The organism is Streptomyces sp. NRRL S-244, from assembly GCF_000717915.1.
In the GTDB taxonomy this organism is placed as follows: Bacteria; Actinomycetota; Actinomycetes; order Streptomycetales; family Streptomycetaceae; genus Streptomyces.
The window spans coordinates 15,537-37,096 of the sequence record NZ_JOCX01000008.1 but is presented as its reverse complement, the minus strand read 5'-3'; the positions used below and the strand labels follow the sequence as shown (position 1 = coordinate 37,096).

Genomic DNA, 21,560 nt, shown 5'->3' with positions numbered 1-21,560 from the left:
CCTCAGGCCCGCACTTCCCGGTCGCGCAGCCCCTTCGGGTCGATCACCTCTCGGATCAGCCGCAGCTCCTCGGCGGTCGGCTCCCGCGTGTACGGGACCTCGCCGGTGACCGCCGGCTCGAACCCGGTGGCCGCCCGGACCTGTTCGACGGTGACGCCCGGGTGCACGGAGGCCAGGCGCATCGAGTGGTCCGGGCCGGCGAAGTCGAAGACGCCGAGATCGCTGACCACCCGCGGGAGCCGGTGGAAGCGGGTCACCCCGGCCGCCCCGGCCCGGTCGTAGCCCACCCCGCTCACCATGTCGACACGCTCGACGAACACCCGCGGCGAATGCCTCGGGATCCAGTAACTCACCGGATTGTTCAGCGTGTTGACGGGCGCGCCGCGCACCCCGAGGAGCTGGCGGGCGGGCCGCGCCCAGTCGCCGATGCAGGAGATGTTCTGGTTGCCGAAGCGGTCGATCTGGCTGGCGCCCATCATCACGTGCCGCCGCCCGCCGGTGACCATCGTGAGGTGGCGCCGGTACGGGAGCCAGCCCTCCGTCTCCCCGTCGAGACCGACGAGCAGGGCTTCGCCGTCGGTCAGCAGGAGATCGGGGGAGAAGGTCCGCTTCGCCAGCCGGGCCCCGAAGGACGGGATCAGGCCCATCGGACTGGCGAGCACCTCCCCGTTGTCCCGCCAGGCCTCGGCGCAGGCGATCACGCAGTACTCCGCCCGGGAGACCTCCGCCGCCGTGCCCGCCGCCCCCACTGCACCCGCTGCACCCGCTGTGCTCACCGCTGCTCCTCGTGCCAGGCCCGGACGGCCGACTGGTAGGCGTGCTCGCTGCCACCGGAGAGGAAGCGGGCGGAGAACTCCGGCCAGGAGGTGGCCGCGTACAGCTTCTGGAAGGCCTCGTCGCGCCCGTAGTCGGGGGCGCAGGAGGTGAAGTGCGCGCCGTTCGGGGTCTCGACGACGCCCGTGACGGAGTGCCGGCTGACCAGCAGGGACTGCGGGGGCCCGGCCTTGGAGAGCTCGGCGGTCTCCACGAGCTGCTCGCAGGACACGTACGCGGCGTCGGCGGCCTCGCAGAAGAGGTCGTCGAAGTACGGGTCCGGGCCCAGGTACTGGGCGTTGCCGAGGCGGTCGGCGCGGTTGAGGTGGACGAGGGCGGCGTCCATCCGCAGGGCGGGGACGGCGACGAGCTCCTCGCCGTCGGCGTAGGGGGAGGTGACGGTCCGCAGCTCGGGATTGACCCGCATGACGTCGGAGCCGAGGCCGGCGCGGACGGGGAGGAAGGGGAGCCGGTTGGCGGCGGCGTGCAGGCCCCACATGAACATGGCCTCGTCGTACTCGGTGAGGGTGAAGGCGCCGCTCTCGCGGCCGGCCCGGAAGTGCGGCTCCAGCGGGATCGAGTCGAGGGTGGCGAAGGGGGCGACGAGCCGGCGGATCCGGCCGGCGGCCGCGAGCACGCCGACGTCGGGGCCGCCGTACGAGACCACGGTGAGATCGGTGATCTCGGACCGGAGCAGTGCCCGCACCAGGGCCATCGGCTTGCGCCGCGATCCCCAGCCGCCGATGCCGAGGGTCATCCCGCTGCGCAGCTGCCCGACCACCTCTTCGGGGGTCATCGTCTTGTCGGTCACGAGCGCTCCTTCCCCGCGGTCGCTCCCGCCGCGGACTCTCCGAAGGTGTCGCGGACCCGGTCGGCGACCCCGCTGAGGTTGGCCTCGAAGGTGAACCCCTGCTCGAAGCGGTAGCTGCGCCGTACGTCGACGGGGTCGATGCCGTTGATGGCCGCCTTGGCCAGCCGGATCAGGTAGCCGTCCTTCCGCGCGATCTCGGCGGCCAGCTCCAGCGCCGCGTCCCGCAGCTCCGCCCGCGGGACCACCTTCCACACCGAGCCGTGCGCGTGCAGTTCGGCGGCGGTCGCGGTGCGGGAGGTGTAGTAGAGGGCGCGCATCAGGTGCTGCGGGACCAGGCGGGCGAGGTGGGTGGCGGCGCCGAGCGCGCCCCGGTCGAGCTCGGGGAGCCCGAAGGCCGCGTCCTCGCTGGCCACGATCGCGTCGGCGTTGCCGACGAGGCCGATGCCGCCGCCCAGGCAGAACCCGTGCACGGCCGCGACGACGGGCACCTCGCACTCGTACACGGCGGCGAAGGCCTCGTAGCAGCCGCGGTTGGCGCCGATGAGGGCCCCGTGGCCGGTGTCGCGCTGCATCTCCTTGATGTCGACGCCTGCGTTGAAGCCGCGGCCCTCGGCGGCCAGGACGACGCACCGGGTCCCGGGGTCGCGGCCGGCGGCGCGCAGGGCGTCGGCGAGCTCGTACCAGCCCTGTACGGGAAGGGCGTTGACGGGCGGGAAATCGACCGTGACCAGTGCGACGCCCTTGTCGGGGCTTGAGGTGGAGACACCCATGAGAGGATCAGCTACCTTTCCACCAAACATTTGTTAGGTGAGGAAGGTAGCAGCCTATGGAGCTCGACGGGAGGGTTGTCGTCGTCACCGGCGGAACCCGCGGCGTCGGCGCCGGCATCGCCCGGTCGTTCCTCGAAGCGGGCGCGGAGGTCGTCGTCTGCGCCCGCCGCCCGCCCGTGGAACCGGTGTCCGCGGACGGGCGCACGGCTTCGTTCGCCGCGCTGGACCTGCGCGATCCGGCCGCCGTCGAGGAGTTCTTCGCGGCGGTCGAGGGCCGGTACGGGCAGCTCGACTGCCTGGTCAACAACGCGGGCGGGACCCCGTACCGGCTGCTGGGGGAGGGCGGGGCACAGCGGCACGCACGGGTCGTCGAGCTGAACCTGCTCGCCCCGATGACGGCCTCGCTGGCGGCGTACCCGCGGCTGCGCGAGACGCGCGGCTCGGTGGTGATGATCGGCAGCGTCAGCGGAACCCGGCCATCGCCCGGGACGGCGGCGTACGGGGCGGCGAAGGCGGGGCTGGAGAGCCTGGCCCGGTCCATGGCCGTGGAGTGGGCGCCCGAGGTACGGGTGAACTCGCTGGTCCTGGGCATGGTGCGGACCGAACTGGCGCACCTGCACTACGGGGACGAGGCGGGGATCGCGGCCGTCGGGGCGACGGTTCCGCTGGGCAGGCTGGCGGATCCCTCGGACGTCGGGGCGGCGGCGGTGTTTCTGGCCTCCGGCCGGGCGGGGTATGTCAGCGGGGCGAGCCTGCTCGTGCACGGGGGCGGGGAGCGCCCGGCGTTTCTGGATGCGGCAACGGTCAACAAGGAGAGCTGAGATGGGACTTGCCGAGGGTCGAGTGGTCATCGTGACGGGCGCGGGGCGGGGGCTGGGCAGGGCCCACGCGCTGGCCTTCGCGGCCGAGGGGGCCAAGGTCGTGGTCAACGACCTCGGGGTGGGCCTGGACGGGCAGCCGGGGGAGGACAGCCCGGCCGGGCAGGTGGTCGCGGAGATCCGGGCGCTGGGCGGCCAGGCGGTGGCGCACGGCAAGGACATCGCGTCCCCGGAGGGTGCGTCCTCGCTGGTCGGGGCGGCCCTGTCGGCGTTCGGCCGGCTGGACACGCTGGTCAACAACGCCGGGTTCCTGCGGGACCGGATGCTGGTGAACCTGGAGGAGGCGGACTGGGACGCGGTGATGCGGGTGCACCTGAAGGGGCACTTCCTGCCGCTCAAGTACGCGGCCGCGCACTGGCGGGCGGAGGCGAAGGCGGGCCGGGCGGTGGCGGCGCGGGTGGTCAACACCTCGTCGGGGGCGGGCCTGCTGGGCTCGGTCGGGCAGGGGAACTACAGCGCGGCGAAGGCCGGCATCCTCGGCATGACGCTGGTCGCGGCGGCGGAGATGGCCCGGTACGGGGTCCAGGTCAACGCGATCGCGCCGGCGGCGCGGACGCGGATGACGGAGCGGACGTTCGCGGAGACGATGGCGGAGCCGGGGGAGGGGGCCTTCGACGCGATGGCCCCGGAGAACGTGTCGCCGCTGGTGGTGTGGCTGGGCTCGGACGCCTCGGCGGGGGTCACGGGCAGGGTCTTCGAGGCGGAGGGAGGCCGGATCACGGTGATGGAGGGCTGGCGCCCGGGCCCGACGGCGGACCGCGGAGCCCGCTGGACCCCGACGGAGGCGGGCGAGGCGGCCACGAAACTCCTCGCGGAATCCGAACCCCCGCACCCGGTCTACGGGGCGGAGTAACCGGGGCCGGGCGGGGCCGCGCCGGGGCCGTGACGCAGGAACGGCCCCGGCCCCCTGGCGGGGGGGTCGGGGCCGGATCCTTCACTCGTGCGATGGGATATGACTACCCACACCGGCCGTGCTTTGAACCGCTCTCAGCCCGACAACTTGTCCCTCGTCCCCGCCGCGTTCGCCGAGCCCCGGACGCGACCCCGACCCCGGACCCGGCCCCCGGTCAGGTGTCGCACTCCAGCACCGTGCGGCACAGCCCGCACCGGGCGCGCACCGGCCCGCGCAAGGGCAGCCGCAGCCGCTGCCCGCACACCGGGCACGGGAAGCTCACCCGCGTCCCGGTCCCCGTCCCCGCCCCTGTCCCCGTCCCCGCCGGGTCCGGTTCGAAGCGGTACGAGGCCCCCGGCGCGGCGGCGCCCGCCCGCCGGTCCCGGGCGTAGCGGCGCCGCTCGGCGCGGTCCGCGGCCGCCAGGGGGGCCCGGTGCAGCTCCCGCTCGGCGAGCGCGCGGCCGCGCACGTACGCCTCGTACGCCTGCGGGCTGGTGAACCAGGCGGAGAGGTCCTCGCCGAGCAGCAGGGCGCGCCGGGCGAGGACGTAGCCGAACTCCTCGGGGGTGAGGTAGCCGAGCTTCTGGTGGGTGAGCTCGTCCTCGCGGTAGGCGTCGAGGAGCAGCCAGCCGACTCCGAGGTAGGCGGCGGCGGTGTCGGTGAGGATCTCGTTGTCGGCGGTGGCCGGGAAGCGCAGGTCCAGCCGGTGCAGCAGGACGTGCGTGACCTCGTGCGCCAGGGCGGCCGCCAGATCCCGGCGGTGGGTGCGGAAGCGGTCGTTGACCTCGATGAAGTACTCGGGCCCCGCGGCCAGTTCGACGGTGGCCGCCTGCTCCATCGCCCGGAAGCAGACCACCATCCGGGCGTCGGGCAGCCGCAGCGCGCCCACGATCGCGGAGGCCACGCGGTGCGCGCCGAGGTGGAGGTCCTCGTCGGCGGCGAAGGCGGCGTCGGCGGGGGAGAAGCTCGTGTCGTAGGTCCGGATCCCCTCGTACGACAGCCGCCGGAACAGGGCGGTGACCGCGGCGCGGACGGTGTCGAGATGCGGAAATCCGTGCTCGACGGGGCTGGTGCGCCGACCGTTCCGCGTCATGCCGCCCCCCGCGCCGCTGATTGTCCGAAAACGCGTTCTTGATGTCCGGCGAGGAGTGGGTGTGACATGTACGTGTCATTCACCCGATGACGCGCACGGCCCAACCCCCCACGAAAGGCAGTGTGTTGACCTTGTCCACCCTTGCCGCACTCCTCAAGCGCACCCTCGCCGTCGGAGCGGTGGCGCTCGCCGCCGTCAGCCTCCAGCCCGGCGCGGCCAGCGCCTCCCAGGCCCCCGTCGTCGGCGGCACCCGCGCCGCCCAGGGCGAGTTCCCGTTCATGGTCCGCCTCTCCATGGGCTGCGGCGGCGCCCTCTACACCCAGCAGATCGTCCTGACCGCCGCCCACTGCGTGAGCGGCTCCGGGAACAACACCTCCATCACCGCCACCGCCGGAGTCGTCGACCTCAACAGCTCCAGCGCCGTCAAGGTCAAGTCCACCAAGGTCCTCCAGGCCCCCGGCTACAACGGCAAGGGCAAGGACTGGGCCCTCATCAAGCTCGCCAAGCCGATCAACCTGCCCACCCTCAAGATCGCCGACACCAAGGCCTTCGACAACGGCACCTTCACCGTCGCCGGCTGGGGCGCCACCCGCGAGGGCGGCGGCCAGCAGCGGTACCTGATGAAGGCCACCGTGCCGTTCGTCTCCGACGCCAGCTGTCAGAGCTCGTACGGCAGCGACCTCGTCCCCGGCGAGGAGATCTGCGCCGGGCTGCCCCAGGGCGGCGTCGACACCTGTCAGGGCGACTCCGGCGGCCCCATGTTCCGCCGCGACAACAACAACGCCTGGATCCAGGTCGGCATCGTCAGCTGGGGCGAGGGCTGCGCCCGGCCCAACTTCCCCGGCGTCTACACCGAGGTGTCCACCTTCGCCACCGCCATCAAGAACGCGGCCGCGACCCTCTGAGCCCAGCGCCCCCGGCGTTCCCTGCTCTCCGCGCGCTCCTTGCGCTCCTTGAGCCCCTTCCGCCTCGTCCTTCCGGCCCAGTGCACCCGGGCCGGAAGGACGAGGCGCCGGCCGCCGTACGTGCGTAAGGTCGGCCGCAGTGGCACACGGCCGGCACCCCGCCGGCCCGGCCCCGCCCGGTTGCGGGCCGGCGTGCCCGCCGGTCCCATGGGAGGGCACAGGCAGCGGTCGACAGTGGGGCAGGCAGCGCATGGCGATCAGAGTGGTCATCGCCGACGACCAGGAGATGGTCAGGACCGGCTTCCGGATGATCCTCGAGAGCCAGCCGGACATCGAGGTCGTCGCCGACGCCGCCGACGGCGAGGCGGCGCTCGCGGCCGTCGCCGCACACCGGCCGGACGTCCTCCTCCTCGACATCCGCATGCCGAAGCTCGACGGCCTCGAAGTCACCCGGAGACTCGCCGACCGGGACGGTCCGCGCATCGTGATCGTCACCACCTTCGACCTCGACGAGTACGTCCACGCCGCGCTCCACGGAGGAGCATCGGGCTTCCTCCTGAAAGACGCCAGCCCCGCGATGCTGGTTGAGGCGGTCCGCGCGGCGGCCGTCGGCGACTCCCTCGTGTCACCCGCCATCACGGTACGGCTGCTGCGCGACATGGCGCCCCGCGCCACCGGCGCCCAGGCCGCCCGCCGCCCCTCCGAGCCCCTGACGGACCGCGAACAGGACGTCGTACGGTGCGTCGCCCGCGGCCGTACGAACGCCGAGATCGCGGGAGAGCTGTTCGTCTCCCTGTCCACGGTCAAAACCCACCTGGCCAACGTCCAGACCAAACTCGACGCCCGCAACCGCGTCGAAATCGCCGCCTGGGCCTGGGAATCCGGCCTGGCCGCGCCCCCGACGTGAGCCCGCTCGCCACCTGGGCCCGGCGCCACCCCCACGCCGCCGACGGGGTCCGGCTCACCCTCTCCCTCGTCCTGCTCGCCCTCGTCACCTTCGAGGGCGTCGTCCTCGCCCGCCAGCCCAGCCTCCCGCACGCCGCCGTGTGGATCTCCGGCATCCTCGTCTGCCTCAGCGCGGCGCCCTGGCCCGCGATCCCCCTCCTCGCCCGCGCCTGGTTCGCCGCCGCCGTCACCTGGACCGTCACCCTCCTGCTCATCTTCGGCAACCACCCCCTCGTCGTCTGGGGCGGCGGCGAGGCCATCGCCCTCCTCGTCCTCCTCTCCCAGGTGCTGCTCCGCGCCCCCGCCCGCACCGCAGCCGTCCTCGGCCCCCTCCTCGGCCTCGGCTGCATGGCCGTCCCCGTCCGCGACACCAACCCCGGCCGGTTCACGCTCCTGTTCTCCGTCCTGGCCGTCGTCGTCGGCGCGTACTCGCTCCTGCTGCGCCTGCAGTCCGTCCAGCGCGTGCGCGAGCTGCGCGCCGTACGCACCGCGGAACGCCTGGAGCTCGCCCGCGAGCTCCACGACCTCGTCGCCCACCACGTCACCGGCATCGTCGTGGAGGCCCGCGCCGCCCACTTCACCCAGGTCTCCGCCGAACGGGCCGCCGAGATCTTCGGCCGCATCGAGACCGCCGGGGACGAGGCCCTGGGCTCCATGCGCCGCCTCGTCAAGATCCTCCGCGAGAGCGAGGACCAGCCACCCGGCGTCGGAGGCGGGGGAGGGGGCGGGGGAGGGGGCGGGGGAGCAGGCCGGCCCGGCACCGCGCCCGTCGCCGGCCTCGCCGACATCCGCACGCTCACGCAGCGGTTCTCCGCCACCGGCCCGCCCGTCGCCCTGTACGTCGAGGAAGGGCTGGCGGACCGGCTCCCCGGCGACGTCGCCGCCACCGCCCACCGCATCGTCCTCGAAGCCCTCACCAACATCGGCAAGCACGCCGCGACCGCCACCGCCGTCCGCGTCGGCCTGCGCACCGTCCCCGCCGGACTGGAGGTCCGCATCGCCGACGACGGAGGCCGCCCGGCCCGCCTCTCCGAAACCGCCCGGGGCGGCGGCTACGGCCTCGTCGGCATGGCCGAACGCGCCGAGGCCCTCGGCGGCTCCCTCACCGCCGGACCCGCCCCGGAGGGAGGCTGGCTGGTCACAGCCGTCCTCCCGCTTCAATGAGGGGTCCGTCTCACGGATCGGCTCGTCGAGGAACCACACGCGTCCGCCACGTATTCTCGGGAACCATGAACAACAGCGCCCCCGACGAAGCCGCCACCGCAGCCACCGCCACCCCCGGCGCCATCGACGAGTCCGTCGCCGCCGAACTGGCCCGCCTGCGCGACAGCATCGACAACATCGACGCGGCCGTGGTCCACATGCTCGCCGAGCGCTTCAAGTGCACCCAGCAGGTCGGCCACCTCAAGGCCAGGCACCAGCTGCCCCCGGCCGACCCGACCCGCGAGGCCGACCAGATCGCCCGGCTCCGCCAGCTCGCCGAGAACGCCAAACTCGACCCCGCGTTCGCCGAGAAGCTCCTCAACTTCATCATCGCCGAGGTCATCCGCCACCACGAGACGATCGCCGCGGGCGAAGAGTAGCGGGGAGCGGACGACCGGGGCCCGGCCTTCGGGCAGCATGGGCCCCATGTCCGCACTGACGCGCAACGAAGCGCAGCTCCGAGCCCAGCTCCTCGACGTCCGGCACTACGCCGTCACCCTCGACCTCACCCGCGGCGAAGACACCTTCGAGTCCACGACCGTCATCCGCTTCACCGCCCGCAGCGCCGCGGACACCTTCGTGGAGCTGAAACCGGACGAACTGCACTCCGCCGAACTCGACGGCAGCCCCCTCGACCCCGCCGCCCTCGCCGACAACCGCCTCCCCCTCACCGGCCTCGACGAAGGCCCCCACGAACTGCGCATCGCCGCCCGCATGCGCTACTCCCGCACCGGCGAGGGCCTGCACCGCTTCACCGACCCCGCGGACGGCGAGGCGTACGTATACAGCCAGATGTTCATGGACGACATCCAGCGCGTCTTCCCGGCCTTCGACCAGCCCGACCTCAAGGCCGTCTTCGAATTCACCGTCACCGCCCCCGCCCACTGGACCGTCCTCGCCAACGGCATCACCGAACGCGTCGGCCACCGCGACACGGACGGCGCCGGCATCTGGAAGTCCGCCCCCACCCCCCTCATCTCCACCTACCTCGCCGCCGTCGCCGCCGGCCCCTGGCACAGCATCCGCACCGAGCACGCCGGACTCCCCTTCGGCATCCACTGCCGCCGGTCCCTCGCCCCCCACCTCGACGCCGACGCCGAGGAAATCCTCTCCATCACCACCGACTGCTACGACCGCTACCACGAGAAGTTCTCCGAGCCCTACCCCTTCGACTCCTACGACCAGGCCTTCGTCCCCGAGTTCAACGCCGGCGCCATGGAGAACCCGGGCCTCGTCACCTTCCGCGACGAATTCGTCTTCCGCTCCGCCGTCACCGACACCGAACGCCAGACCCGCGCCATGGTCATCGCCCACGAGATGGCCCACATGTGGTTCGGCGACCTCGTCACCCTGCGCTGGTGGGACGACATCTGGCTGAACGAGTCCTTCGCCGAGTACATGGGCTACCAGACCCTCACCGAAGCCACCCGCTTCACCGGCACCTGGACCGAATTCGGCGTCAACCGCAAGTCCTGGGGCTACGACGCCGACCAGCGGCCCACCACGCACCCCGTCGCCCCCGACCCCGACGCCGTACCCGACACCGCCAGCGCCCTCCTCAACTTCGACGGCATCTCCTACGCCAAGGGCGCCTCCGCGCTGCGCCAACTCGTCGCCTGGCTCGGCGAGAAGGACTTCCTCGCCGGCATCAACACCCACTTCACCCGCCACAAGTTCGCCAACGCCTCACTCGCCGACTTCGTCGAATCCCTCGCCGCGCACACCGACCGCGACGTCCACGCCTGGGCCGACATCTGGCTGCGCACCACCGGCATCGACACCCTCACCCCGCGCATCGAGGAGAGCCACGGCGGCTGGACCCTCACCGTCGACCAGCAGGGCACCCGCCCCCACCACATCGGCGTCGGCCTCTACGACCGCGACCCCGACAACACCCTGGAGCCCCGCGAGCTCCTCACCATCGACGTCCCCTCCGACGAGATCGTCTCCGTCAGCGGCGCCCGCCCGGCCCTCCTCGTCCTCAACGACGGCGACTTCGGCTACGCCAAGGTCCGCCTCGACGAGACCTCCGTCGAAACCGCCCTGCGCGAGCTGTCCGCCATCCCCGGCCCCCTCACCCGGGCCGTCGTCTGGAACTCCCTGCGCGACATGGTCCGCGACGGCGAACTCGCACCCGCCGCCTACCTGGCCACCGCCGGCGCCCACCTGCCCGCCGAGGCCGACCTGGCCATCGTCCAGGGCGTCCTCGCCTTCGCCCGCCACCACATCGCCGACCGCTACCTCGCCCCCGAGGACCGCGCCGAAGCCCTCGCCACCCTCACCTCCATCGCCCGCGCCCTGCTGCGGCGCACCGAGGACGGCTCCGACCCCGGGCTGCGGCTCGCCGCCGTACGCGCCCTCATCGACGCCGCCACCCAGCCCGACACCCTCGCCGCCTGGCTCGAGGACGACACCGTGCCCGGGGGCCCCGAACTCGACCCCGAGCTGCGCTGGCGCATCCTCGCCCGGCTGTCCGTCCTCGGCGCCGTCGGCGAGCGCGAGATCGACGCGGCGCTCGCCGCCGACCCCAGCGCCACCGGCGAGGAAGGCGCCGCCCGCTGCCGCGCCGCCCTCCCGACCGCCGAGGCCAAGGCCGCCGCCTGGGAGCACCTCTTCCACGACGACTCCCTCTCCAACTACCTCTTCAGCGCCACCGCCCAGGGCTTCTGGCAGCCCGAACAGGCCGAGCTCGTACGCGAGTACGTCCCGCGCTTCTACGCCGACGCCATCGCCCTCGGCGCCCGCCGCGGCCCCGCGATCGCCGAAGCCGCGGGCCGCTACGCCTTCCCCGGCCACGCCGTCGACGAGGACAACCTCCGGGCCGGCCACGCCGGCATCGACGACCCCGCCATCGTCCCCGCCCTGCACCGCAAGCTCGTCGACCAGCTCGACGACCTGGCCCGAGCCCTCCGCGTCCGCGCCTCCTGACGCCGCTCCCGCGCCGCGTTCCCCGGCCGCCGCCCCCGCCCTCACCGGCGGGAGCGGCGGCCGGCCGCGTACCGGCGGACCACCGGCCGCCACACGGAGAACAACAAACGGACAAACCCTGGCGGTTACCCCATTCGGGTCTGATCGTTGTACACGTCGGGCCCCCAGGCTGTCACCGCAGCAGCGCCCCGCCAAAGCGGCCTCACGACACGGCCGGCCCCCTGCCGCAGACCCGTTCCCGTGAGGACACCGCATGACCGCGCCGCCCGGCACCCCGCACCCGCCGCCCGCACCCCCCTCGCACCCGCTCGCCGGCGGCCGCCTCGGCGCCGAAGCCCTGCGGCCCCTCCTCGACACCGTCCTCGAAGCCCTGCACACCGGAGCCGCGGAGCGCGGCGGGCCGATTCCGGCCGGCGGCCCCGACGCCCTCGCGGCCCGCGTCGCCGCCGCGCTGGGCGACGTACTCCCCGAAAAGGGCCACGGCGACCACGAGGCGCTGCGGACCCTCGTGCACACCCTCGCCGCAGGCGCCGCCGACCCCGCCGACCCCCTGTGCGCCGCCCACCTCCACGGCCCGCCCCTCGCCGTCGCGGCCGCCGCCGACCTCGCCGCCAGCGCCCTCAACCCCTCCCTCGACTCCTGGGACCAGGCCCCCGCCGCCTCCGCGATCGAGGCCCTCCTCACCCGCACCCTCGCCGCCGAGTTCTACGACACCCCGCACCCCGACGCCCTCGTCACCACCGGCGGCACCGAAGCCAACCAGCTCGCCCTGCTCCTCGCCCGCGAACGCCACGGACCGGGCCTGGCCGTCCTGCACGGCGCGAGCGCCCACCACTCCGTCCCCCGCGCCGCCTGGCTCCTCGGCCTGCCCCCCGCCACCGCGCTGCCCACCCCCACCGGCACCCTCGACCCCGCCCGCCTCGCCGAAGCCCTCGCCGCCACCCCCGGGCCCGTCCTCGTCACCGCCACCGCCGGCACCACCGACGCCGGCCTCATCGACCCCCTCGAAGCCATCGCCGACCTGTGCGAGCAGTACGGCGCCGACCTCCACATCGACGCCGCGTACGGCGGCCTCCTCGCCCTCAGCCCGCGCCACCGCCCCCGCGTCGCGGGCCTGGCCCGCGCCCACTCCCTCACCATCGACCTGCACAAACTCGGCTGGCAGCCCGTCGCCGCAGGACTCCTCGCCGTCCCCGACACCGCCCTGCTGGCCCCCCTCGCCCACCAGGCCGACTACCTCAACGCCACCGACGACACCGAAGCCGGCCTCCCCGACCTCCTCGGCCGCTCCCTGCGCACCACCCGACGCCCCGACGCCCTCAAGATCGCCGCCACCCTGCGCTCGCTCGGCCGCGACGGCCTCGCCCACCTCATCGACCGCACCTGCGAACTCGCCCACCAGCTCGCCCGGCTCCTCGACGCGCACCCCCGCTTCGAACTCCACGCACCCCCCACCATCAGCACCGTCCTCTTCCGCCCCACCCACACCGACGACACCGACCTCGCCGCCTTGCGCCGCACCCTCCTCCTCGACGGCCGCGCCGTACTCGGCCGCGCCACCGCCGACGGCCGCCTCTGGCTCAAAGCCACCCTGCTCAACCCCCACACCACCGAACGGGACCTCAACACCCTCGTCACCCTCCTGGAAGGCAGCACCCACCGATGACCGCCCAGCTCGACGCACCCCACGACCTCGTCGGAATCGGCGTCGGCCCCTCCAACCTGTCCCTCGCCGCCCTCGCCCACGGCCTCCCCGGCCAAGGAGTCGGCGAACTCGCCACCGCCTTCTACGACCAGCGCCACGACTTCCGCTGGCACCCCGGGCTGCTCATCGACGGGACCACCCTCCAAGTCCCCTTCCTCGCCGACCTCGTCACCCTCGCCGACCCCTCCAGCCCCTGGACCTTCCTCAACTACCTCAAGCACAAGGAACGGCTCTTCCCCTTCTACTTCGCCGAGCAGTTCCACATCCAGCGCGCCGAGTACGACGCCTACTGCCGCTGGGTCGCCGGGCGCCTGCCCGGACTCCACTTCGGCCACCAGGTCGACGCCGTCCGCTGGAACCCCGAACGCGACCTCTTCGAAGTCGACTACACCCAGCTCGACACCGGCGGCGAAGCCGAAGCCCTCGGCCGCACCTACACCCGCAACCTCGCCCTCGGCATCGGCACCGCCCCCTACGTCCCCGAACCGCTGCGCCCGCTCGCCGAGGCGCCGACCGTCCCCGTCATCCACTCCGCCGAGTACCTCGACAACCGCCAGCGCGTCCTCGGCGCCGAGCACGTGACCGTGATCGGATCCGGCCAGTCCGGAGCCGAGGTCTTCCTCGACCTGCTCCGCACCCGCCCCGCCGGCCGCGAACGCCTCACCTGGCTCGCCCGTACGCCGTCCTTCGCCCCCATGGAGTACTCGAAGCTCGGCCTCGAACACTTCACGCCCGACTACACCCGCTACTTCCACGCCCTGCCCGAGCCCGTACGCGACCAGCTCGTCCCCGCCCAGTGGCAGCTCCACAAGGGCATCGACGCCGGCACCATCGCCGCCATCCACGAGGAGCTCTACCGGCGCACCCTCCACGGAGGCTGGCCCGACGTGGTCCTGACCCCGGGAGTCAGCGTCCGTACCGCCGGCCGCGTCGCCACCACCAAGGTCGAACTCCACCTCGACCACGCCCAGCAGGGCACCCGCTCCCGCCTCACCACCGACGCGGTCGTCCTCGCCACCGGCTACCGCGAGCGCCCGCTCACCGGCCTCCTCGCCGGCCTCGACCCGTACCTGCGCAAGGACTCCTCGGGCCGGCCCCGGATCGACGAACACCACCGGATGATCCTCGACCCCAGCGTCACCGGCAGCATCTTCGTCCAGAACGGCGAACGCCACAGCCACGGCGTCGGAGCCCCCGACCTCGGACTCGCCGCCTGGCGCAGCGCCGCCATCCTGAACACCCTCACCGGCAAGGAGCCCTACCCGCAGCCCGCCCGCACGGCCTTCACCACCTTCGGCCTCGAACAGCGGGAGCACACCCGGCCCGCTCCCACGGTCGAGCTGCTCCCGCTGGTCGAACACCCGTAGGCGTACGGAAACCGGTCGGACCGGCTAGAACACCGGAACCCCGGCGCGGGTCAGCCGCCAGTCCACGGACGCGAACTGCGCCGGGTCGATGGTGCCCTTCGCCTTCACCCACTGGATGATCGTGTTGCGGATCTCCTCCGAATTCGCCCACAGCTGCTTGGCCTGCGGCACGTGCGGGAAGTTCCCGCCACCCGCCGCCCGGTAGTTGTTCACCGCCAGCACGAACTTCTCCGCCGGATCCACCGCCCTCCCCTGGAAGGACAGCCCCGAGATCCGCGAACCCGCCGGCTGCGCGACGTCGATGTCGTACGCCAGCCCGTACACGGCGTCGTAGTTGTAGTCCGGGATGTTCCCGGCGTTCGTCAGCTTCGCCGGGTCCACCGGGGCGCCCGCGGCCGTCTGCACGTAGTACCGCGCCGAGAACTCCAGGTAGTCCTTCAGCTGCGCACCCGTCAGCAGGCGCGCCTCAAGGGTGTTCTCGAACGGGTACAGACCCGCCGCGTCCTTGATCGTCACCTGCCCGGCCGGGATCGCCGCGGTCCGGGAGAAGCACGACGCCTGCGACAGCACCGGCAGCGCCGCCCACTCCGTACCGGCCAGCGCACCCTTGACCGTCTCCGCCTGCACGTGGCTGATCAGATCGATGATCGCGACGTCCTTGACCGGCCCGTCCGCCGAGGACATCGCCTGCGTCGACGTACCGATCACCTGGTTCACGTACGCCACGACCTTGCGGTGCTCGTCCGACAGCAGCCGGGTGATCTTCGGGTCCTCGGCGGCCGTATTGGAGTTCAGCACCTGCGCCGACACCTTCGCCACCGACCAGCAGCCCTTCGACCAGGTCAGCTCGAAGTCGAACAGCGTCAGGCGCTGCCCCCACTTCAGCGGCTCCGACAGGACCACGTCCTTGCCGGTCGCCTTGTTCTTCACCCGGTACTCCGGGATCTCCGTGTGCGCGTGCCCCACCAGGATCGCGTCGATCCCCGGCACCTGCTCGGCCACCAGACCCGCCGCGTTCTCGACGTACGGCAGCTGGTCGCCGTACGAGGACGTGCCGCTCGAACCGGAGTGCGCGGACACGATCACCACGTCCGCGCCCATCGAGCGGAGCTTGGGCACGTACTTCGCCGCCTGCTCCTCCAGGCCCGGGAAGGTCATCTTCCCCTGCACGTTGGCCTTGTCCCATATCGCGATGCCCGGGTTCGTCAGCCCCAGCACCGCCACCTTCACGTCCCGCCCGTGCGGGGTCCGCAGCCGGTGCATGCTGTACGGCGGGAACGCCGGGCGCAGCGTCTTCGCGTCCAGCGCGTTCGCCCCCAGCAGCGGGAAGTCGCACTGCTCCTCGAACTTGCGGAGCACCGGAATGCCGTAGTTGAACTCGTGGTTCCCGAGCGCCGCCGCGTCGTAGCCGATCGCGTTCATCGCCTGCGCCATCGGGTGGACCGGCCCGCGCCGGGCGGTGATCGGGTCCACCTTCGCGTAGTAGTACGACAGCTGCGTGCCCTGGATCGTGTCGCCGGCGTCGATCAGCAGGGTGTTGCGGCGCCCCTTCTGCGCCCGCACCTGGTTCACGAGCGTCGAGATCTTCGCGAGGCCGACGTCGTTGTGCGCCTTGTCGTCGAACTCCTTGTCGGTGAAGTAGTCCCAGTTGAAAACGTTTCCGTGCAGGTCGGTCGTACCCATCACCGTGAACGAGTACGTCCGCTGCCGGGCGGTCGCCTCGGCCGCGGTTGCCTCGGCCGCGGCGGCCGGAGTACCGGCGGCCCCCGTCAGCGCGACGGCCGCACCCGTGGCGGCAGAAGTACCCAGAAACGTCCTACGGTCGAACGCCATGCCATCTCCCCTGATCAGCGTGAACAACGCGCGTAGATTCTGACCGATGGGCCATGGGGAGCAACACCCCTGCCGGGTGCGGATGTCTTGACGCGGAACTGTCATGAGCCTTGAATCAAGCATTGAACTAAGGCAGTTGAGGTGAATCCCCCCACCCTGAAGTGATGTGATGTCATGGTCATGCGCACCACCTGGCGCCACCGCACCGCGCTCGGCGCCCTCGCCCTGCTCTGCTGGAGCGGCCTCGCGGCCCCGCCCACCGGCGCCGCGGAAACCCCCACGGCCGCAGCCGCAGCAGCCGCCGCAGCCACCTTCACCGACGAATTCGACGGGCCGGCCGGAGCCGCCGCCGACCCCGGCAAATGGCAGACCGAGACCGGCGACAACGTCAACAACCACGAACGGCAGTACTACACGGCGGGCAACCGGAACGCCGCCCTCGACGGCCAGGGCCACCTCGTGATCACCGCCCGCCGCGAGAACCCCGGCAACTACTCCTGCTGGTACGGGCGGTGCGAGTACACCTCCGCCCGGCTCAACACCGCCGGCCGCTTCACCCAGGCGTACGGACACGTCGAAACCAGACTCAAGGTCCCGCGCGGCCAGGGGATGTGGCCCGCGTTCTGGATGCTCGGCAACGACATCGGCCAGGTCGGCTGGCCGAACTCCGGCGAGATCGACGTCATGGAGAACGTCGGATTCGAACCCTCCACCATCCACGGAACGATCCACGGACCCGGATACTCCGGCTCCGGCGGCATCGGCGCCGCCTACACCCTCCCCGGCGGCCAGGCCTTCGCCGACGCCTTCCACACCTTCGCCGTCGACTGGGCCCCCGACTCCATCAGCTGGTCCGTCGACGGCGCCGTCTACCAACGCCGCACCCCCGCCGACCTCGGCGGCCGCACCTGGGCCTTCAACAAGCCGTTCTTCCTGATCCTCAACCTCGCCGTCGGCGGCTACTGGCCCGGCGACCCCGACGCCTCCACCGCCTTCCCCCAGCAGCTCGTCGTCGACCACGTACGGGTCACCACCTCCGACACCCCCGCCGGCCGCACCGGCCCGATCACCGGCCTCGCGGGCAAATGCGTCGACGTCGCCGGCGCCAACCCCGCCAACGGCACCCCCGTCCAGCTCTACGACTGCAACGGCAGCCCCGCCCAGCAGTGGACCCTCGCCGCCGACGGCACCCTGCGCGCCCTCGGCAAATGCCTCGACGTGACCGGCGGCGCCACCGCCGACGGCACCCCCGTCCAGCTCTACGACTGCAACGGCAGCCCCGCACAACGCTGGGCCCTGCCGGCGGCCCGCGACATCGTCAACCCGCAAGCCGACAAATGCCTCGACGTGACCGGCAACAACGCCGCCAACGGAACCCGCCTCCAGATCTGGACCTGCGGCGGCACCCCCAACCAGAAATGGAACCTCCCGCCGAACTAGCGAACCAGCGGCTGCCGCCGGACCCACGCAGACCGCCGTGGGCCCGGCGGCGTTCCGCGCCGCCCCACCCCGCGACGCGCTGGCAGAACCCACATGCCACACCCCCGACGACAGTGCGACAGTGAAACCATGACCCAGGACTCCGCACCCCAGCCCTACGGAACCCCCGAAGTCCCCCGCGTCGCCGTCCGCGGCGAAGCCAGCCTCGAAGTCGACCCCGAAATCGCCCGCATCGGCATCACCGTCACCGCCCGCGGCACCGACCGGCGCACCGCACTCGAAGACCTCACCCGCCGCAACAACACCGTCCTCGAGCTCGTCAAGAGCTACGGCGACGCCGTCGAGAAGCTCGAAACCGGCGCCTTCTCCATCAACCCCGAACTCACCCGCCACGGCCGCGCCGAACGCATCCGCGCCTACCACGGCCGCGTCCACGTCACCGCCGAACTCAGCGACTTCACCGCCCTCGGCGAACTCACCACCCGCCTCGCCGACCTCGAACTCACCAGCGTCGACGGCCCCTGGTGGGCCCTGCGCCCCACCTCGCCCGCCCACGGCGAAGCCCGCCGCCAAGCCGTCCTCGAAGCCGTCCAGCGCGCCCGCGAGTACGCCGCCGCCCTCGGCGCCGACCTCGCGGCCCTCGTCGAACTCGCCGACCTCGGCGCCGAGAACGCCTCGGCCTACCCGCAGGCCGCCCCCGGCGGCGGCATGCGCACCATGGCCTTCAGCGCCTCCGAGGACACCGCCCCGCCGCTCGACCTCGAACCCCAGCGCCAGACCGTCCACGCCCAGGTGAACGCCCGCTTCACCATGACCCCTCCGCAGCTGTGAACGCCCCCGCCCCGGCGGGCGCCTGGACCCTGGAAGGCCTGCGCGCCGACCACGCCCCCGCCCTCCTCGACTTCGAACGGCGGAACCGGGCCTACTTCGCCCGCACCGTCCCCGACCGCGGCGACGCCTACTTCACCGAGTTCGCCGACCGCCACCGCGCCCTCCTCGCCGAGCAGGAGACCGGCCTGTCCCGGTTCCATGTCCTCATCACCCGGCAGGGCGACCTGGCCGGCCGCGTCAACCTCGTCGACATCGAGGACGGCGGCGCCGAACTCGGCTACCGCATCGGCGAACACGCCGCCGGCCGGGGACTGGCCACCGCCGCCGTCGCCGAAATCTGCCGCCTGGCGCAGAGCGCGTACGGGCTCTCCCGGCTCACCGCCGTCACCACCCTGGACAACCCGGGCTCCATGACCGTGCTCCGGCGCAACGGATTCACCCAGGTCGGGACCGTGACCGTCGACGGCCGGCCGGGCGTCCGCCACGAGCGCCCGCTGGCCCCCGCGGACTGATCGGAAACGCGTAACGGCAGGCCCCCGGGGGTGCTCATCAGAGCACCCCCATGCACATTCAACAATTGTCAACAAGCTTTCGCCCAAAGGTTGTTGAGTGGACATCCGGAACCAATTTCCTACTGCCTGGTAGGGGCATACGCTCGCCCCATGCGCCGAGCAAAAATCGTATGTACCCTGGGCCCCGCCACCGACTCATACGACCAGATCAAAGCCCTGGTCGAAGCCGGAATGGACATCGCCCGCTTCAACCTCAGCCACGGCACCTACGCCGAACACGAGGAGCGCTACCAGCGCGTACGCAAAGCCTCCGACGAAACCGGCCGCAGCGTCGGCATCCTCGCAGACCTTCAAGGCCCGAAGATCCGCCTCGGCCGATTCGCCGAAGGCCCCGTACTCCTTGAACGCGGCGACGAATTCACCATCACCGTCGAGGACCTCGAAGGCGACCGCCACACCTGCGGCACCACCTACAAGGGCCTCGCCGCCGACGTCACCACCGGCGAACGCATCCTCGTCGACGACGGCCGCGTCACCCTCGAAGTCACCGGCGTCGACGGCCCCCGCGTCCGGACCCTCGTCATCGAGGGCGGCATGGTCTCCGACCACAAGGGACTCAACCTCCCCGGCGTCGCCGTCTCCGTCCCCGCCCTCTCCGACAAGGACATCGACGACCTCCGCTGGGCCCTGCGCACCGGCGCCGACGTCATCGCCCTCTCCTTCGTCCGCAGCGGCCGCGACATCGAAGACGTCCACCGCGTCATGGACGAGGAAGGCCGCCGCCTCCCCGTCATCGCGAAGATCGAAAAGCCGCAGGCCGTCGAGAACATCGACGACATCGTCGCCGCCTTCGACGGCATCATGGTCGCCCGCGGCGACCTCGGCGTCGAAATGCCCCTCGAACAGGTCCCGATCGTCCAGAAGCGCGCCGTCAAGCTGGCCAAGCGCAATGCCAAGCCCGTCATCGTCGCGACCCAGATGCTCGACTCGATGATCGACAACTCCCGGCCCACCCGCGCCGAAGCCTCCGACGTCGCCAACGCCATCATCGACGGCACGGACGCGGTCATGCTCAGCGGCGAAACCAGCGTGGGCAAGTACCCCGTCGAGACGGTCAAGACGATGTCCCGCATCGTCGAAGCCGCCGAAGAGGACATCCTCGCCAAGGGCCTGCCCCCGCTCACCGAGCGCAGCAAGCCCCGCACCCAGGGCGGAGCCGTCGCCCGCGCGGCCGCCGAAATGGGCGATTTCCTCGGCGCCAAGTTCCTCGTCGCCTTCACCCAGAGCGGCGACACGGTCCGCCGCCTCTCCCGCTACCGCTCGCCCATCCCGCTCCTCGCCTTCACCCCCGACCCCGCCACCCGCTCCCAGCTGAACCTGACCTGGGGCGTCGAAACGTTCCTGGGCCCCCACGTCGAGTCGACCGACGCCATGGTCGCCCAGGTCGAGGAAGAACTCCTGCGCATCGGCCGCTGCGTACGCGGCGACGTCGTCGTCATCACCGCCGGCTCGCCCCCCGGAGTCACCGGCTCCACCAACCTGGTCCGCGTCCACCACATCGGCGACCCGGTCCGCTGACGCCGCCCGGCACCACCCCCGCGTCGGGCCCCGTCCCGCCCGACGCGGCCACGGCCGCCCGCCGGCTAGTACTTGGGCCCGATGTGCGCGTCCATGAGCGCGACGGAGCCCTTCCGGGCGACGGAGACGTTGCAGGCGTTCGCCTGCTTCCACTCGACGCCGAGCCGGTCCAGCGTGCCGGTCAGGAGTCCTGTGATGTCGGCCGACTTGTTGGTGAAGAAGTACCGCGGGTACTCGTACCGCTTGCCGTTCCGGACGGTCCAGTTCGTGATCCGACACCCGTCGGAGTGGATGAGCCCCCGGACGAAGTCCCACGGGTGGGCATTGACGATCTTCTGCTGCCACCTCTCGAGGGCGATCCGTCGCTCGTGCTTCTTGCCGGGCCCGTGCTGCGGAAACAGGCAGGTCCAGTGCCGTCCGTAACTGGTGACAGCGACACAACCCTGGCGTTGCAGCACATAGACCTTGTGGTCGGGTCGCACGGCAGTGATGGCCGCGCGGCACAGCTCGATCAGCCCTGGCCACGCGTCGGCGCAGGCGATCCTCAGGTGGTGCCCGCCGCGAGGGTGCGGGCTGATGCAGCCATCGCCGAGATAGAGGCCAAGGAGATAGGCGTAGGACGGCGCGTGGCTCGGGCCGGAACAAGGTGCCGCGTTGATGCGGGGCAGCGGTTCGATGCGCACCTGCCACGCACGGATGGCGGACCGGGATATCCCCGTTTCCTTGCTGACCGAGTTCATACTGCGCCCGCTGGCGAGCAACTCCAGCGTGTTCCTGCGGGTGGCGATGTCGTACATGCGGTCGACGCTGCCGGGCGCAATTCGCTCACGTGGTGCAATTCGGCGGACTTCGCTGAAACGAGTGAAGGTCACGCGAGCATCGCGTGACCTTCGAATTGAAAGAGAAGTACCCCGGGTCGGATTCGAACCGACGCTGAATGGGTTTTGAATCCATCGCCTCTACCGCTGGGCTACCGGGGCCCCTTCGAAACGAAGGATACCTAAGACCCTCCGTGTCACAAACATACAGGAGCTAGGTAGGCTCGTGGGAGCTGTT

At 72.0% G+C, this 21,560-nt stretch carries 19 protein-coding genes and 1 tRNA gene; 13 read left to right on the top strand and 7 right to left on the bottom strand.

The annotated features are described in order from the left end of the window. Window positions 1-2: 2 nt before the first annotated feature. Genes IF02_RS0111225 through IF02_RS0111215 form a run of 3 tightly spaced genes read right to left on the bottom strand, consistent with a single transcriptional unit; the run spans window position 3 to window position 2,394 of the window. Window positions 3-776, bottom strand: coding sequence for a CoA-transferase subunit beta (locus IF02_RS0111225; RefSeq protein WP_234318164.1), 774 nt, complete (start codon window positions 774-776; stop codon window positions 3-5). Beyond that, on the bottom strand, window positions 773-1,624 hold the full coding sequence (locus tag IF02_RS0111220) for a CoA transferase subunit A (RefSeq protein ID WP_030155860.1): 852 nt from the start codon (window positions 1,622-1,624) through the stop codon (window positions 773-775). The genes IF02_RS0111225 and IF02_RS0111220 overlap by 4 nt, the downstream gene beginning before the upstream one ends. Next, window positions 1,621-2,394, bottom strand: coding sequence for an enoyl-CoA hydratase family protein (locus IF02_RS0111215; protein WP_030155859.1), 774 nt, complete (start codon window positions 2,392-2,394; stop codon window positions 1,621-1,623). The genes IF02_RS0111220 and IF02_RS0111215 overlap by 4 nt, the downstream gene beginning before the upstream one ends. 56 nt (window positions 2,395-2,450) lie before the next feature. Between IF02_RS0111215 and IF02_RS0111210 the strand changes: the two genes are divergently transcribed. Together IF02_RS0111210 and IF02_RS0111205 are read left to right on the top strand one after the other, a co-directional pair. Beyond that, window positions 2,451-3,215 (top strand): SDR family oxidoreductase, encoded by a 765-nt coding sequence (locus IF02_RS0111210; protein WP_030155857.1) that lies wholly within the window; start codon window positions 2,451-2,453, stop codon window positions 3,213-3,215. 1 nt (window position 3,216) lies between these two features. After that, window positions 3,217-4,125: an SDR family oxidoreductase gene (locus tag IF02_RS0111205; RefSeq protein WP_030155855.1), complete on the top strand. Its 909-nt coding sequence runs from the start codon at window positions 3,217-3,219 to the stop codon at window positions 4,123-4,125. Window positions 4,126-4,339: 214 nt separating this feature from the next. Here the strand turns inward: IF02_RS0111205 and IF02_RS0111200 are convergent, their stop codons facing one another. Next, window positions 4,340-5,257, bottom strand: a complete 918-nt coding sequence (locus IF02_RS0111200; RefSeq protein ID WP_030155853.1) for a hypothetical protein — start codon at window positions 5,255-5,257, stop codon at window positions 4,340-4,342. Window positions 5,258-5,343: 86 nt separating this feature from the next. Between IF02_RS0111200 and IF02_RS0111195 the strand changes: the two genes are divergently transcribed. The 7 genes from IF02_RS0111195 (at window position 5,344) to IF02_RS0111165 (ending at window position 14,310) form a co-directional block, all read left to right on the top strand. Continuing rightward, window positions 5,344-6,162: a S1 family peptidase gene (locus tag IF02_RS0111195; RefSeq protein ID WP_420708129.1), complete on the top strand. Its 819-nt coding sequence runs from the start codon at window positions 5,344-5,346 to the stop codon at window positions 6,160-6,162. A gap of 250 nt (window positions 6,163-6,412) precedes the next feature. After that, the gene (locus IF02_RS0111190) at window positions 6,413-7,069 is read left to right on the top strand and encodes a response regulator (protein ID WP_030155850.1); all 657 of its coding nucleotides are present in this window, start codon (window positions 6,413-6,415) and stop codon (window positions 7,067-7,069) included. Next, entirely contained in the window at window positions 7,066-8,271 is a 1,206-nt protein-coding gene (locus tag IF02_RS0111185; RefSeq protein WP_030155848.1) for a sensor histidine kinase, read from the top strand. The genes IF02_RS0111190 and IF02_RS0111185 overlap by 4 nt, the downstream gene beginning before the upstream one ends. Before the next feature lie 65 nt (window positions 8,272-8,336). Next, window positions 8,337-8,690 (top strand): chorismate mutase, encoded by a 354-nt coding sequence (locus tag IF02_RS0111180; protein WP_051696137.1) that lies wholly within the window; start codon window positions 8,337-8,339, stop codon window positions 8,688-8,690. Between the two features lie 46 nt (window positions 8,691-8,736). Further along, on the top strand, window positions 8,737-11,238 hold the full coding sequence (pepN, locus tag IF02_RS0111175) for an aminopeptidase N (protein ID WP_030155844.1): 2,502 nt from the start codon (window positions 8,737-8,739) through the stop codon (window positions 11,236-11,238). Between the two features lie 253 nt (window positions 11,239-11,491). Next, window positions 11,492-12,904, top strand: coding sequence for a pyridoxal phosphate-dependent decarboxylase family protein (locus IF02_RS0111170; protein WP_051696136.1), 1,413 nt, complete (start codon window positions 11,492-11,494; stop codon window positions 12,902-12,904). Then, window positions 12,901-14,310 (top strand): lysine N(6)-hydroxylase/L-ornithine N(5)-oxygenase family protein, encoded by a 1,410-nt coding sequence (locus IF02_RS0111165; RefSeq protein ID WP_030155841.1) that lies wholly within the window; start codon window positions 12,901-12,903, stop codon window positions 14,308-14,310. Before IF02_RS0111170 ends, IF02_RS0111165 begins: the two co-directional genes overlap by 4 nt. Window positions 14,311-14,334: 24 nt before the next feature. Here IF02_RS0111165 and IF02_RS0111160 read toward each other — a convergent pair whose 3' ends face one another. Then, window positions 14,335-16,143, bottom strand: coding sequence for a bifunctional metallophosphatase/5'-nucleotidase (locus IF02_RS0111160; RefSeq protein WP_030155840.1), 1,809 nt, complete (start codon window positions 16,141-16,143; stop codon window positions 14,335-14,337). A 174-nt stretch (window positions 16,144-16,317) separates the two neighbouring features. On the opposite strand from IF02_RS0111160, the gene IF02_RS0111155 reads away from it, so the two are divergent. From IF02_RS0111155 to pyk, 4 genes are all read left to right on the top strand, one after another. Next, a complete protein-coding gene (locus tag IF02_RS0111155; protein ID WP_037836069.1) occupies window positions 16,318-17,583 on the top strand; it encodes a ricin-type beta-trefoil lectin domain protein in 1,266 nt (421 codons plus the stop codon). Between the two features lie 129 nt (window positions 17,584-17,712). After that, window positions 17,713-18,414, top strand: coding sequence for an SIMPL domain-containing protein (locus tag IF02_RS0111150; protein WP_030155836.1), 702 nt, complete (start codon window positions 17,713-17,715; stop codon window positions 18,412-18,414). Continuing rightward, window positions 18,411-18,926 (top strand): GNAT family N-acetyltransferase, encoded by a 516-nt coding sequence (locus IF02_RS0111145; protein WP_051696135.1) that lies wholly within the window; start codon window positions 18,411-18,413, stop codon window positions 18,924-18,926. The genes IF02_RS0111150 and IF02_RS0111145 overlap by 4 nt, the downstream gene beginning before the upstream one ends. 150 nt (window positions 18,927-19,076) lie before the next feature. Then, the gene (gene pyk, locus IF02_RS0111140; RefSeq protein ID WP_030155832.1) at window positions 19,077-20,504 is read left to right on the top strand and encodes a pyruvate kinase; all 1,428 of its coding nucleotides are present in this window, start codon (window positions 19,077-19,079) and stop codon (window positions 20,502-20,504) included. A 65-nt stretch (window positions 20,505-20,569) separates the two neighbouring features. On the opposite strand, the gene IF02_RS0111135 is transcribed toward pyk, so the two are convergent. Together IF02_RS0111135 and IF02_RS0111130 are read right to left on the bottom strand one after the other, a co-directional pair. Further along, window positions 20,570-21,301 carry a hypothetical protein gene (locus IF02_RS0111135; RefSeq protein ID WP_030155830.1) on the bottom strand — a complete coding sequence of 244 codons (732 nt, stop codon included), beginning with the start codon at window positions 21,299-21,301 and terminating at the stop codon, window positions 20,570-20,572. A gap of 110 nt (window positions 21,302-21,411) precedes the next feature. Then, a tRNA-Leu gene (locus IF02_RS0111130) sits at window positions 21,412-21,484 on the bottom strand. Window positions 21,485-21,560 lie beyond the last annotated feature (76 nt).